The organism is Pseudomonas sp. TUM25319 (assembly GCF_056388475.1).
The window spans coordinates 5140034-5154888 of sequence record NZ_CM150751.1; the positions used below are offsets into that span (position 1 = coordinate 5140034).

3 protein-coding genes are annotated in these 14855 nt (G+C 66.5%); 1 reads left to right on the forward strand and 2 read right to left on the reverse strand.

What is annotated here, in order from left to right:
• The first annotated feature begins 202 nt into the window (after window positions 1-202).
• Entirely contained in the window at window positions 203-2650 is a 2448-nt protein-coding gene (locus AC05QJ_RS23335) for a TonB-dependent siderophore receptor (protein ID WP_476743623.1), read from the forward strand.
• A gap of 185 nt (window positions 2651-2835) precedes the next feature.
• On the opposite strand, the gene AC05QJ_RS23340 is transcribed toward AC05QJ_RS23335, so the two are convergent.
• Window positions 2836-6927, reverse strand: a complete 4092-nt coding sequence (locus AC05QJ_RS23340) for an amino acid adenylation domain-containing protein (protein WP_476743624.1) — start codon at window positions 6925-6927, stop codon at window positions 2836-2838.
• Between the two features lie 14 nt (window positions 6928-6941).
• Window positions 6942-14855 carry an amino acid adenylation domain-containing protein gene (locus tag AC05QJ_RS23345; RefSeq protein WP_476743625.1) on the reverse strand — a complete coding sequence of 2638 codons (7914 nt, stop codon included), beginning with the start codon at window positions 14853-14855 and terminating at the stop codon, window positions 6942-6944.

Genomic DNA, 14855 nt, shown 5'->3' on the forward strand with positions numbered 1-14855 from the left:
GGCAAATGTGAAAATTTAGTTAAATAACCTCAATTCCCATTCGTACACCTAGGGACGAAACGCCGCCTTGTCCGGCGATTCGCCCAAGGGTTCCTTCGGGATATCGGCGCACCAGGAAAAACCGGGCGCCGGCTGCATTGGGCGCAGCCCCTCCGGAACACGCCATTCACTGTCGATACCAACCAGAAAGAGTTTTCCGCCAATGCACACTCCCCGTCTCAATCCGCTCAGCAAGGCCCTGCTGATGCGCCATGCGCTGCGCAAACCGGTGTTTGCCGCCATGGGCCTGGCGTTCACCCTGCCGCTGGCGGCACAGGTCCAGGCCCAGGAAGTCGAATTCAACATCCCGGCGCAATCGCTGACCAACGCGCTGAACGAATGGGGACGGCAGAGCAACATGCAGTTGCTGTTCAGCCCGGAAGACGTACAAGGCAAGACCAACACCGCCGTACGTGGCAAATTCACCCCCGAGCAGGCGGCGCGCAAACTGCTGAGCGGCACCGGCATCGGCTACACCCTGGACGGTGACACCCTGACCCTGAGCATTGCCGGCCCCGTTTCGTCGGTGAACCTGGCCCCGACCAACATCGGCGCCCAGGGCCTGACCAGCACCACTGACGGCACTCACTCCTACACCACCGGCGGCGTGACCATTGGCAAATCCACCCAGACCCTGCGCGAGACCCCGCAGTCGGTCACGGTGATGACCCGCCAGTTGATGGACGACAAGAACCTCAACAGCCTCGACAAGGTCATGGCCAAGACGCCAGGGATCACTTTCAGTCAACGCAACTACGGCGCTCATGTCTTCCAGTCCCGCGGCTTCGTCCTCGGCGAGGAAAGCTACCTGATGGACGGCGTGCCGGGCCAAGCCTACACCGTCACCGGCTGGCTGCCGCCGGACATGGCCGTGTTCGACCGCGTCGAAGTCCTGCGGGGCGCTTCCGGACTGCTGGTCGGAGCCGGCAACCCGGGCGGGGCCGTCAATCTGGTCCGCAAGCGCCCGACCGCCGAGCCGCGGTTTTCCGTCACCGCCCGCGCCGGCAGTTGGGACAACTACCGCCTGGACCTGGACGGCAGCGGCAAACTGAACGACGCCGGCACCGTCCGCGGGCGCTTCGTCGCCGCCTATGAAGACAAGAATTCCTACCTGGACCTGTACGAGTCGCGCACACCGCTGCTGTACGGCATCGTCGAGGCCGACCTGAACGAAGACACCACCCTCACCACCAGCTTTCGTCACCAGACCGGCGACGTAAACGGCTATTCGATCTTCGGCCTGCCGCGCTACAGCAACGGCAAGGCACTCGATGTGCCACGCTCCACCGCACTGGTGCAGGACTGGAACTACCACAACACTCAAATGGACGAGGTGTTTGTCGAGCTGTCCCACCGCTTCAACGACAACTGGACCAGCACCACCTCCTTCACCCACTCCGAAGGCAAGATCGACCAGGGCATGGCCTACGCGCGCGGTGCCGTCGACCCGGTCACCAACACCGGCTCGAGATTTACCGGCGTCGAGTTTCACAAGGTCGACATCGACAGCAACGGGGTCGACAGCCACCTCACCGGCTCTTTCGAGGCCATGGGCCTGACTCACCAGGTGACCGTGGGTGCAAACTGGTCGAGACAGAAAGTCACAGACAAGCAGGCAGAGTTCGACCTGAACCCGGCCGTGCCGATCGACATCTACAACCCCGACCACCACGCCATCCCCAAACCGATACGTCCGGACTGGACCCTGCTCAACGACCTGGATGACGAGCGCTACGGGATCTATGCCAACGCCCGCCTGAAACTGGCCGAGCCACTGACCCTGGTGCTGGGCACACGCGTCAGCTGGTACGACTACGACTCGATGCTGAGTATCCCGGGCTATGGCGACTTCGATCTCTCGGCCAAGGAAACGGGTGAGGTGACCCCGTTCGCCGGCCTGATCTACGATTTCAGCGAGAACTGGTCGTGGTACGCCAGCTACGCCGACATCTTCCTGCCGCAGAGCAGCAACATCAGCTATGGCGGTACGCCACTGAAACCGGCGATCGGCACCAACTACGAAACCGGCATCAAGGGCGAGCTCTTCGACAAGCGGATGAACGTGTCCATGGCACTGTTCTACATCAAGCAGGAAGACGCTGCCTACATTGACCCGGATCCAGCCCACAGCTGCGTGCAGAACATTGCCGGCTATTGCTACCTGAACGGCGTAGTCCAGCGCAGCAAGGGTGTCGACCTGGAAGCGAGTGGCGAAGTACTGCCAGGCCTGCAGGTCATGGCCGGCTATACCTACAACATGACCTACAGCAGCGGCACCGACCGCCTGTCCAGCGAAACGCCGAAGCACCTGGCGAAGATGACCGCCAGCTACACCCTGCCGGGCGCCTGGAACCGGGTGACCGTGGGCGCTGGCGTGCAGGCCCAGTCCGGCTACCAGAACGAGAGCTGGGACGGCTACAAGTTCGGCGCTGCCGGCCGGGCGATCTGGGATGCGCGCGTGGCCTACAAGCTGGACGAGCACTGGACCGTCAGCGTGGTCGGGGAAAACCTCGCCGACCGCAAGTACTACTCCTCGGCGGACGGCACCGACCGGGTGAACCTGTACGGCGAACCGCGCAACTACATGCTGACCCTGCGCGGGGATTTCTGACCCTCGGTTGATGCACACGACAAGCCCCCGGCCGCGAGGTCGGGGGCTTTTTTGTTGTCTGCACTGGCCTCATCGCTGGCAACGCCAGCTCCCACAAGGTCCGCAGCGACCAGAGAATCTGCGGCTAGCCTGAACGTGTGGGAGCCGGCGTTGCCAGCGATGAGGCCAGCAGGGACTGCATGACATCAAGGCTGTTTCAGGCACTCCAGCACCTGCGCCAGCAGGGCATCGCCGAGGATGATGCCGTCATGGTTCTCCCCGGCCAGGGTCGAGGACACCAGGCCATTGACAGCAGACCCGGCCCTGAGCACAGCGTCCGCCGCCACGATCTCCTCGGCAGTCTTGCTCGCCCCCGCCCACCAGCAATGCGGCACGACGCGCAGCGGCTTGAGCGTGAAGTCCCGTGCCAGGCGGATATTGGCGCTGAGCAGCTTGTAGCCGCTCTCGATCTCGTCCTGCACGGCGATATCGCGATACACGGATCGCAAGCCATCGACATCCACACCGCCGTGGGCCGCAACCTGGACGATCACCCAGTCGGCAATCTCGTCCTGTTCGACGAAACGCGTACGTCCTTCGGCCACCAGGTCATGGACCATTTGCTCGCCTATGTCCGGCACGAACGCCACCAGGCTGCGTACCAGATCGGCCATCAGCCCCAGTGCTTGCTCGTCTTCGTTTGCAGGTGCATCAACGAGCAAGACGTCGTCAGTCAGCGGCAGTGTCGTGTCCACCAGACCGAGGAAGGCCACTTTCTCCCCGGCCTGCTCCAGGACATGAGCGACTTCCATGGCCAGCGCTCCACCCAACGACCAGCCCAGCAGGTAATAGGGGCCCTGTGCCTGGGTGGCACGGATGTGCCCGACGTAATAGGCGACCATCTCGTGCCAGGACTCATCGAACCAGCCTGGCACCACGTAATTGCGGTTGACCACGCCAACCACCCGGCGCGTCGCGCTCAGGTGGCCCGCCAGCGGGTAATAGGAATACACCGCACCACCGCCAGGCGGCAGGCAGAACAGCGGCTCCCCCGCGCCAGCAACGGCGTTCATCGTCACCACCGGACGCTTCATCCTGCGATCATCGGGACGCAGCAGGTCGGCGAGGTCTTCGAAGGTTTCCAGCAGCATGAAATCGTGGAGGCTCAGGCTAACGTCGAACGCCTCGCGGATCTTGCCGACGGCGGCGATCACCAACAGCGAGTGACCGCCTAGCGCGAAGAAGTTGTCACCCAGGCCAACCCGCTCGACGCCCAGCAGTTCGCTCCAGATGGCGGCCAGCCGGCGCTCCTGCTCGGTACGCGGCGCCTGGTAGGCGCCCTGGAGAAGCGACGCATCGGGCTTCGGCAGGGCCTTGCGGTCCAGCTTGCCGTTGGCGGTCAGCGGCATCGCGTCGAGGGCGATCAGGTGGGTCGGCACCATGTAGTCTGGCAGGCCGGCCTTCAGGTGCGCCTTGAGGCCGTCGCGCAGTTGCGCCGCCGGATCGTGTGGCACGAACCACGCCGCCAGTTGCTGCCCGGCAGGCCCTTCCACGGCCAGGACGATGGCTTCGCGCACACCGGCGTGTTCCTGCAGGCGCGCCTCGATCTCGCCCAGTTCGATGCGGAAACCACGGATCTTCACCTGGTGGTCGATACGCCCGGCGTACTCGATCACGCCCTCGGCGCGATAGCGCGCCAGGTCGCCGGTGCGGTACAGGCGGCTGCCATCGGTGGCGAACGGGTTGGGCACAAAGCGTTCGGCGGTCAGCGCCGCACGGTTGTGATAACCACGGGCAAGGCCCGCATGACCGACATGCAGTTCACCTGTGCAGCCCAGAGCGACCGGGTTGAATTCGGCGTCCAGCACGTACCAGGACAGGTCCGGGATCGCCTCGCCTATCGGGCTCACCTCGGCCTGGGCCAGGTCCGCCTTGCCAATCGGGCGATAGGTCACGTGCACCGTGGTTTCAGTGATGCCGTACATGTTGATCAGCCGCGGCTGGTCGTCGCCGAAACGCTCGAACCAGGGCTTGAGGCTGCCCACGTCCAGCGCTTCGCCGCCAAACACCACATAGCGCAGGGCCAGGTCGGCGGACGAGCCACAGGCCACACGCGCCAACTGCTTGAACGCTGATGGGGTCTGGTTCAGCACCGTGACCTGCTCGTCTGCCAGCAGCCGGTGAAAATCTTCCGGCGAGCGGGTGGTCTCCCGCGGCACGATCACCAGGCGACCGCCATAGAGCAGCGCACCGAAGATCTCCCACACCGAGAAGTCGAAGGCGTAGGAGTGGAACAAGGTCCATACGTCGTTCTCGCCGAAGCCGAACCAGTGGTTCGTCGCCGAGAACAGCCGCTGCAGGTTGCGGTGTGGCAGCAGCGCGCCCTTCGGCTTGCCGGTGGAGCCGGAGGTGTAGATGACGTAGGCCAGGTTGTCCGGCGAGGTCAGGTTGACCGGGTTCTGCGTGCTGTAGCCCTCCAGCGAAAGCAGATCAGTCTGGGTCAGCAGCAGCGTGATCCCGCTATCAGCCGTCATGAAGTCCAGACGGTCCTGTGGATAATCCGGGTCCAGCGGCACATAGGCGCCGCCGGCCTTGAGGATACCCAGCACACCCACCAGCATCTCCAGGCTGCGTGCCACCGACAGGCCGACGCGCACATCCGGGCCCACGCCCTGCTCGCGCAGCTTGTGCGCCAGCTGGTTGGCCCGGATATTAAGCTGGGCGTAGGTCAGTTGCGCGTCGCCAAAGCTCAGCGCCACGGCATCCGGCAACCGGGCCGCCTGCATTTCGAACAGTTGATGGGCGCACAGCTCGCCGGGGAACTGCCGCAGTTGGCGGTTCCAGTCGTCCAGGGTGCGTCGGGCTTCCTCGGCATGCTGCATCGGCAGCTCGGCGATACGTCCCGCGCTGTCGACGCACATGCCGCGCAGCAGGTTGCGCCAATGTCCGGCCATGCGCTCGATCGTTGCGGCATCGAACAGGTCGCTGGCGAACACCAGCGAGGCACCGATCCCCGCCTCGCTCTCGAAGGTATTCAGGGCCAGGTCGAACTGCGCGGTGTGCTTGTCCGACTCCAGCCCCTCGACCTTGAGGCCGGCCAGTTGCCGGGCTTCGCCACGGACCTCGGTCTGATGGTTGAAGATCACCTGGAACAACGGACTGCGACTCAGGCTGCGCTCTGGCTGCAGGGCTTCCACCAGTTGCTCGAACGGCAGGTCCTGATGGGCCTGGGCCTGCAACGCGGTCTGCCTGACCTGCTGCAACAGTCCGGCGACGGTGCTGCCGGCCTCGAATTCGGCCTTGAGCACCTGGGTGTTGACGAAGAAGCCGATCAGCCCTTCGGTTTCGGCACGGTTGCGGTTGGCGACCGGCACACCGATGCGGATATCCGTCTGCCCGGAGTAGCGGTGCAGCAGGGTGTGCAGCGACGCCAGCAACAACATGAACAGGGTCACGCCCTGCTGCCGAGCTGCCTGCTTGAGCTGGTTGCCCAGCCCCTGCCCCAGCTCGATGTCGACCCGCCCGCCCCGATAGGACGGCGCCGCCGGCCGACTGCGGTCAGTGGGCAGTTCCAGCACCGGTTGCTCGCCCCCCAGTTGCCCTTTCCAGTACGCCAGTTGGCGCTCCTGCTCGCCGGCTTCCATCCAGTTGCGCTGCCAGATCGCGTAGTCGGCGTACTGGATCGGCAGCCCCGGCAGGTGCACCTCGCGGCCCTGGCTGTAGCCTTCGTAGAAACGCACCAGCTCGTCGACCATGATCGGCATCGACCAGCCATCGGAAACGATATGGTGCTGGGTCAGCACCAGCACATGCTCGCCCGCCGCCGACTGCAGCAGGCGCACCCGCAGCAGCGGGCCCTGCTCCAGGTCGAACGGACGCTGGATTTCCTCTTCCACCGTGCGTTCCAGTGCCTCGGCGGCAACCGCCTCGACCGCGAGCGCGAACGGCGCCGCCGGGTGCACCACCTGCACCGCCTCGTCGCCGTCCTGGCGGAAGGTGGTGCGCAGGGTTTCGTGGCGGGCCACCAGCGATTCGAAACTGCGGCGCAAGGCCTCGACATTCAGCTCGCCCGACAGACGCAGCGCCACCGGCATGTTGTAGGCGGCGCAATCGGGCTCCAGTTGCCAGAGAAACCACTGGCGGCGCTGGGCGTAGGAGAGTGCCGAGCATTCTTCGGCCTCCCGCCTGAAGATCGGAGTGACTCCGTACAGGTTCACGCCCTGGCGCTTGAGCAAGGCCGCCAACGCCTTGCGTTCCCGGGCGGACAGCGATTTAACGGAGTCGAGCAGCTCTTGCACTTGGGTTTCTCCTGCTATGCGATCAAGTTATCGATTTCCTCTGCACTAAGACGTTTGAGGGCCTCCAGGGATTTAGCCAATTCGTCCTGAACCTGCTCTCCCTGACCGTTTTTCTTTTCCACACTGCGGGCGAAGTCACCCAGCTCCGGATGCTCGAACAGTTCGTTGAGGGACATCTCGATGCGCAACTGGTCGCGGATGCGCACCATCACCTGCACCACCAGCAGCGAATGCCCGCCCAGCTCGAAGAAATGATCGGTCAGGCCGACCTGCTCCACCTTCAGCACGTCGGCCCAGATCGCCGCCAGTTGCTGCTCCAGCTCACTGACCGGCGCAACATGGTTGTGCTGCAGTTCGCTGGCCAGCGGCGCTGGCAGGGCACGCCGGTCGAGCTTGCCGTTGGGGGTCAATGGCATGGCGTCGAGCAGCACCAGGTGCGCGGGCACCATGTAGTCCGGCAACTGCGCCTTGAGGTGCGCCTTGACCTGGCCGCGCAGGGCCTCGCGCTGCTCCGGCGTGGCCGGCGTGCCGCCATGGGCGACCAGGTACGCCACCAGTTGCTTGCCGCCCGGCCCCTCGATGTCCACCACCACGGCTTCGCGCAGGTCCGGGTGCTCCAGCAGGCGCACTTCGATCTCACCCAGTTCGATGCGGTAGCCGCGGATCTTCACCTGGTAGTCGGTGCGGCCGACGTACTCCAGCACGCCATCGGCGGCGCGCTGGCGCACCAGGTCGCCGGTGCGATACAGGCGCTCGCCCGGCGCACCGAACGGGTTGGGCACGAAAGCCAGGGCCGTGCGCTTCGGATCGGCCAGGTAGCCACGCCCGACCCCGACGCCGGCGATATGCAACTCGCCGGTGGCACGCAGCGGCATCGGCTCCAGCAGGTCGTTGAGTACATGCAGGCGGTTGTGGGCGGTGGCCGTGCCGATCGGCAGGCAGATGCTGTCGCCGTCACCCGGCACCACCGCATGCAGCGCCACGTCGTCGGAACACTCCGCCGGGCCGTAGGCGTTGATCAGCGGGATCTGCGGGTACTGGCGCAGCCAGCGCTCGGCCAGCGCCGGGGCCATGGCTTCGCCGGTGGTCATCAGGTAGCGCAGGCTCGGCAGCTCGGCCCTGGGCAGGTCGAGAATGCCCTGGACCAGCGCCGGGACGATCTCCAGCACGGTGATGCCGCGCTCCTGCACGTGCCTGAGCAGTGCACGCGGGTCTTGCACCACGGCGCTCGGAACGATCTCCACCACCGCACCGCACAGCGCGGCGGTAAGCAGTTGCCACACGGAAATGTCGAAGCTCTGCGAAGCGGTCTGGGCGATCACGTCGTGCTCGCTCAGGTTCAGGTACGGCAGCTTGCTCAACTGGTTATTGAGCATGCCGGCCTGCTGCACCATCACGCCTTTGGGTGTTCCCGTAGAACCGGACGTGAAGATCACGTAGGCCAGTTGCTTGCCGGCATCCACCGGCAGCGGCGCCAGTGCGGTCAGCGCTGCGCCCTGTTGTTGCAGCGCCTCCCAGACCAGCAGGCGCGGCCGTGCGGCCTGCGGTATACGTTCGAGCACCTGGCTCGCCAGGCCCAGGCAGTCTTCGCTGGTCACCAGGACAGCGGACCCGCTGGACTGCAGGATGCCCGCCAGCCGCTCCAGCGGCAGGCTCGGGTCGAGACCAAGGTAGCCGCCACCGGCCTTGAAGGCGCCGACCACCATGCCCAGCAGCGGCAGGCTGCGCTCGGCCAGCACCGCCACCAGATCGTCGGCAACCACGCCCTGGCTTTGCAGGGTCTGCGCCAGGCGATGGGCCTGCTGGTCGAGTTCTTCGTAGCGCCAACTGGTGTCCAGATGGCGGGCGGCCGTGCGCTGGGCAAAGCGTTCGGCGCTGCGCTCGAACAACCGGGCGTAACCCTGGCTCAGTTCCACCGGCAGGGCCGCCTGCTCGCTCACCACCTCGGCTTCGCCGTTGATGCAGCGCAGATGGTGGAAGTCCTGGTCCATGGCATCGCTGAAGCTCAGCAGGATGTCGCGGAAGTCCTCCAGCAGGGTGTCGACGGTGGTCTTGTCGAAGCAGCGCTTGTCGTAGGACAGGTGCAGGCCGAGCACCGAGCCTGGGTAGATCACCACCGTGATCGGGTAGTTGGTGTGGGTGCGCGACGAGTCGCCCTGGATCTTCATATCGTCGGCCTGCTCGTACACGCTGTCTTCCACCGGCGCGTTCTCGAACACGAACAGGCTGTCGAACAGCGGCTGGCCCTTGCCGATCTCGCTGTGCTGCTGGATGTTCACCAGCGGCATGTGCTCGTGCTCGCGCAGGGCGACGTTCTGCGCCAGCAGTTGTTGCAGCCAGGCCTTGAGGCTGAGGGACGATTCGGCCCCCGGAATGCGCACCCGCAACGGAATGCTGTTGATGAACAGGCCGACGGTGGCCTGCATTTCCGGGATTTCCGCCGGGCGTCCGGCCACGGTGACGCCGAACAGCACATCGCGTTCGCCGCTGTAGCGGTGCAGCAGGATGGCCCACGCCGCCTGGACCACGGTGTTGAGGGTCAGCTGGCTGGCCTGGGCGGCCTGGGCCAGTTGCTGGCTCTGCGCGCGGGTCAGGCGCACCAGGCAGTCGCCCACCGACGACTCGCCGACATCGCGCCGGGCATGATCGAACGGCAAGGCGGTCGGCCGCTCGAAGCCGGCCAGTTGCGTCTGCCAGAAGCGTTTCGACAGGTCCTGGTCGCGGCTCTGCAGCCAGGCGATGAAGTCGCGGTAGCTGCTGGGCGCCGGCAAGCTCGCCTGGCGCCCCTCGACCAGGGCGCTGTACAGCTCGAAGAACTCGGCGATCAGGCCCATGCGGCACCAGGCATCCAGCAGGATGTGGTGGTTGCTGAGCACGAAGCCGTAGCGCGCCTCGCCCAGCTTGATCAGGCGCAGGCGGAACGCCACCTCGTTGGCCAGATCGAAGCCCTGGCGCAGTTCGCTGGCCAGCTCTTCGGTGAGCAGGCCCTCGTAGTCGCCCTCGGCCACATGCTGCCAGTCGAGCAGGCGGATATCCGGGCGCGGGTCGCGCCGCACGATCTGCACCATCTGCTCGGCCACGTCCCAGCAGAACGAGGTGCGCAGCACTTCATGACGTTCCACCACGGTACGCCAGGCGCTTTCGAAGGCCGCAAGGTCAATGGCGTGCTCGATCAGGTAGCAGTACTGCATCAGGTAGATGCCCGAACCCGGTTCGCGCAGGGTGTGCAACAGCAGCCCCTCCTGCATCGGCGACAACGGGTAGACATCCTGGATATCCGCCGCCGGCACCGGCAGGCGTTGCAACTGGTCCTGGGTCAGCCGCGCCAGCGGGAAGTCCGACGGTGTGACACCGGCGACGTCGTCGCGGGTGCAGTGGGCGATCAGTTCGCGCAGGGCTTGGCTGTACTCGTCGGCCAGACGCTGCACAGTGGCGCTGTCGAACACCTCGGCACTGAAGCTCCAGCTCAGCGACAGCTCGCCGCCATAGACCTGGCCATTGATGCCCAGCAGGGCCGGCAACGGTGCGCTGTCGCTCTGCCCTGCACCACTGCTCTCGCCGGACGGGGCGAACAGCGCGTCCTTGTCATTGAAGCTGCCATCGAACTGGCCCAGGTAGTTGAACACGATGGCGCCTTCGGCCAGCCCGGCCAGGGCCGCACGCGCAGCCTCGGAACCCAGGTAGCGCAGCACGCCATAGCCAATGCCCTTGTTCGGCACGGCCCGCAGTTGCTCCTTGATGGCCATGATCGAGCCCGGCAGGTTGGCCTGCGGGGTCAGGCGCACCGGGAACAGGCTGGAGAACCAGCCGACGGTGCGGCTCAGGTCGAGGTCGTCGAACAGGTCCTCGCGGCCGTGGCCTTCCAGGCGGATCAGCACGTCCGGGCGGCCGGTCCAGCGGCTGATGACCTGGGCCAGGGCGGTCAGCAGCAGGTCGTTGATCTGCGTGCGGTAGGCGGCCGGCGCCTCCTGCAGCAACTGGCGGGTGGTGTCGGCATCGAGCCGGGTGCTGACCGAGAGGGCGTTGCGGTTCTGCCGGGCACCTTCGGGGTTGTCGCACGGCAGGCTGTCGTCGACCCCCTGCAGTTGCGCCTGCCACCAGCCCAGTTCCTGTTCCAGCGCGGCACTGGCAGCGTAGCCGTGGAGCGCCTCGGCCCAGGCCTTGAGCGAGGTGCTGCGAGGCGGCAGGTTCGCGGCCTGGCCAGCGGCCAGGGCGACGCAGATCTGCTGCAGGTCTTCCAGCAGCACCCGCCAGGACACGCCATCCACCACCAGGTGATGGATCACCAGCAGCAAGCGCTGCTCGCCATCGGGCAGCTCCACCAGCACGGCGCGCAGCAGCGGGCCGATGGCGAGGTCAAGACTGCGCTGGGCCTCGTCGGCCAGTTCGGCAAGACGGGCGACATCGCTCAGTTCACGGGTCCACAGCACCTCGCGGTTGTAGCTCGCAGCGAAGCTGGCCTGCCAGCCGGACTGCTGGCGGACGAAGGTCAGGCGCAGCGCGTCGTGCTGTTCGATCAGCGCATGCAGGGCCGCCTCCAGTTGAGCGGCATCAAGGCGGCGCGACGGCTTGAGCATCACCGACTGGTTCCAGTGATGGCGCTCGGGAATGTCGGTCTCGAAGAAACGCGCCTGGATCGGCAGCAACGGCAGGTTGCCGCTGATCTGCTCGACCACCGGGACCGCGGCCTTCTTCTCGATCAGTTTCGCCACCGAGGCCAACTGGCCGATGGTCTGTTTCTCGAACAGTTGCTTGGGATTGAGCTTGATCCCCTGACGCTTGGCCCGGGCGATGATCTGCAGGCTGAGGATCGAGTCGCCGCCCAGCTCGAAGAAGTTGTCGGTGGTGCCGACCCGTTCCAGCTTGAGCACATCGGCCCACACCGCCGCGAGTTTTTCCTCGATCTCGCCCACCGGCGCCACGTAGCGCTGGGCCACCGCGCCCGGCTTGGGCAGGGCCTTGCGGTCGAGCTTGCCGTTGGCGGTCAGCGGCAGGCGCTCCAGCACCACGATCTGCGCCGGCACCAGGTAATCGGGCAGGCTCGCTGCCAGTTGCTGGCGCAGGGCTTCGGCCTGCACGCTCGCGCCGCTGGCGGCCACGCAGTAGCCGACCAGTTGCAGGCGGCTGTCGTCGCTGTCCAGCGGCAAGGCCAGGACCACCGCCTCGGCCACTTCCGGCAATGCCTGCAGCACTTGCCCCACCTCGCCCGGCTCGACCCGGTAGCCACGGATCTTCACCTGGTCGTCGGCGCGGCCCAGGTATTCCAGGCGGCCGTCCAGCAGACGTGCACGGTCGCCGGCGCGGTAACGACGCTGGCCGCCTTCCGCCGGCACGAAACGCTCGGCGGTCAGCCCCGGCTGGCCCAGGTAGCCTTGGGCCAGGCCACGGCCCCCCAGGTACAGCTCACCGGCAACCCGCTCGGCCACCGGGTTGAGCCAGGCATCCAGCACCTGCGCCGTACCGTTGGCCAGCGGCGTACCCACGGGCACGCTGCGACTGCCCGGCACCACCTCGCCCACCTCGTGGGTGAGAATGCCCACGGTGGTTTCGGTCGGGCCGTAATGGTTGAGGATGCGGCAGCCCGGCTTGAGGCGGCGGATCTGCTCGATCAGGTTCCAGCTGCTGGCCTCGCCACCGAGGATCAGCCGTTGCGCCGGCAGCACGTCGGCAGGCCGGGCGGCCTGCAACAGGCCCTGCAGATGGCTCGGGACGATCTTCAGCACCTGCACGCGGTGCTCGGCCATATAGGCGGCGAAGCGGTCCGGGTCGAAGGCGTGTTCGTGGGACAACAGGTGCAGCGCCCGCCCCGAAGCCAGGGCGCCGAACAGCAAGGTGTGGCCCAGGTCGGCGGCCACGGTGGACACCAGCGCCATGCTGGCGTCGTCGCTCAGCTCCAGGCGTTCCAGCACGCCCTGGACGTAGTTGCTCAGGGCGCCATGGCTGACCACCACGCCCTTGGGCTGCCCGGTGGAGCCGGAGGTGTAGATGATGTAGGCCGGCTGCTCGGGCAGCAGGGTCAGTGCCGGCGCCTGGTCGCTGTAGCCGTTCCACAGCGCCGGTTCCCAGGCGAGGCGGCGAACGGCGTCCAGGCCTGCGGCCTTGTGGTCATCGGCGGCATGGATCAGCAGAGCCGCAGCGCTGCCCTGCAGCAGTTGCTGCAGGCGCTCGGCGGGTTGCTGGTTGTCCAGCGGCAGGTACACGGCGCCCAGCTTGAGCACCGCCAGCAGGCCGACCACCCACTCGATGCCGCGCTCCTGGCACAGCGCCACGGTCATGCCGGCGCCGATGCCTTGCGCCTTCAGGTAATGGGCCAGCTGGTTGGACTGGCGCTCCAGCCCGTCGTAGTCCAGCACCTGGCCAGCGGCATGCAGCGCCGGTTTGCCACGGCCGGCCTCGAGTCCCTGACGCCACAGGGCGAGGAAATCATGGGCAGCGAACTCGCTGGCGCCCTGCGCGGGCAGCGCAGCCACGCGTTGCGGATGATCCAGCAGACGCTCGCCGGGATGCGCCGCCAGCGCTTCCAGCACCTCGCGCAGGGACACGGCGATGCGCTCGATGGTCGCGGCCTCAAACAGGTCGGTGGCATAGGTGAAGTAGCCGCGCACGCCCTCCGGCGTGTCGCTGAAGTCGAACGCCAGGTCGAAGCGGGCATCGCCGCCGCCCAGCGGGTAGTCGGCCAGGGTCAGGCCGGCCACGTTCTGGCTGGCGGGTTCGCTGTCGTCGTTGACGTGCTGGTTGATCTTGAACTGGAACAGCGGGTTGTGGCCCAGGCTGCGTTCCGGTGCCAGGGCTTCCACCAGGTGCTCGAAGGGCAGTTCCTGGTGCGACTGGGCACCGGCGACCACCTGCTTCACCTGTTGCAGCAGCTCGGCGAAGGTCTGCCGTTCATCCACCTGGACCCGCAGCACCTGGGTATTGATGAAGAAACCGATCAAGCCTTCCAGCTCGGCACGGGTACGCCCGGCATTGGGCGCGCCGATGCGGATGTCGCTCTGCCCGCTGTAGCGCGACAGCACCACCGCCAGCGCCGACAGGGTCAGCATGAACAGGGTCTGGCCATTGTTGCGGGCCAGGGCCTTGAGCCGGCTGGACAGGTCCGCCGGCAGGTCGGCGCGCACCACGGCGCCGCGATGACTGGCCTGCAACGGCCGCTCGTGGTCCAGGGGCAGCGCCAGCAGCGGCTGCTCCTCGCCCAGTTGCTGCCTCCAGTAGTCCAGTTGCCGCTCGGCCTCGCCGGCCTCCAGCCAGCTGCGCTGCCAGATGGCGTAGTCGGCGTACTGGATCGGCAGCTCCGGCAACTGCGCCGCCTGCCCCGCCAGCGCAGCCTGGTAGAAGCGGGCGAACTCGCTGACCAGCAAGTGGCCGGACCAGCCATCGGAGACGATATGGTGCATGCACAGGGTCAACACATGCTCGGTCTCGCCCAGGCGGAACAGGCGCACCCGCAGCAGTGCGCCGGCCAGCAGGTCGAACGGGGCCTGCAGCTCCGCCTCCACCAGCGCCCGCAGCGCGGCTTCGCGGTCCTCGCCGGCTGGCACCTCGGTCACCTCCAGCGCCACCGGCGCCTGGGCGAGGATTTCCTGATGGAACTCACCGTCCTCGGAGACGAAGCGGGTGCGCAGGGTTTCATGGCGCTGCACCAGCTGCTCCAGGGCACTGGCCAGGGCCGCCGGCGCCAGCGGGCCGCTCAGGCGTACCGCCATCGGCACGTTGTAGGCGCTGTTGTCCGGCTCCAGTTGCCACAGGAACAGCATGCGCTGCTGGGCGTGGGACAGCGGGATGCGCGTCACGTCGTGACGGGTCACGGCGATCGGCAGCAGGCGGAAGCTCTGCCCGGTGGCGGCCATCTTGTCGAGGATCTGCCGGCGCTGTTCTACCGGCAGGCCGACGAAGCGCTTGGCGATGCGTTCTGCTGTCGTCTTGTCCAT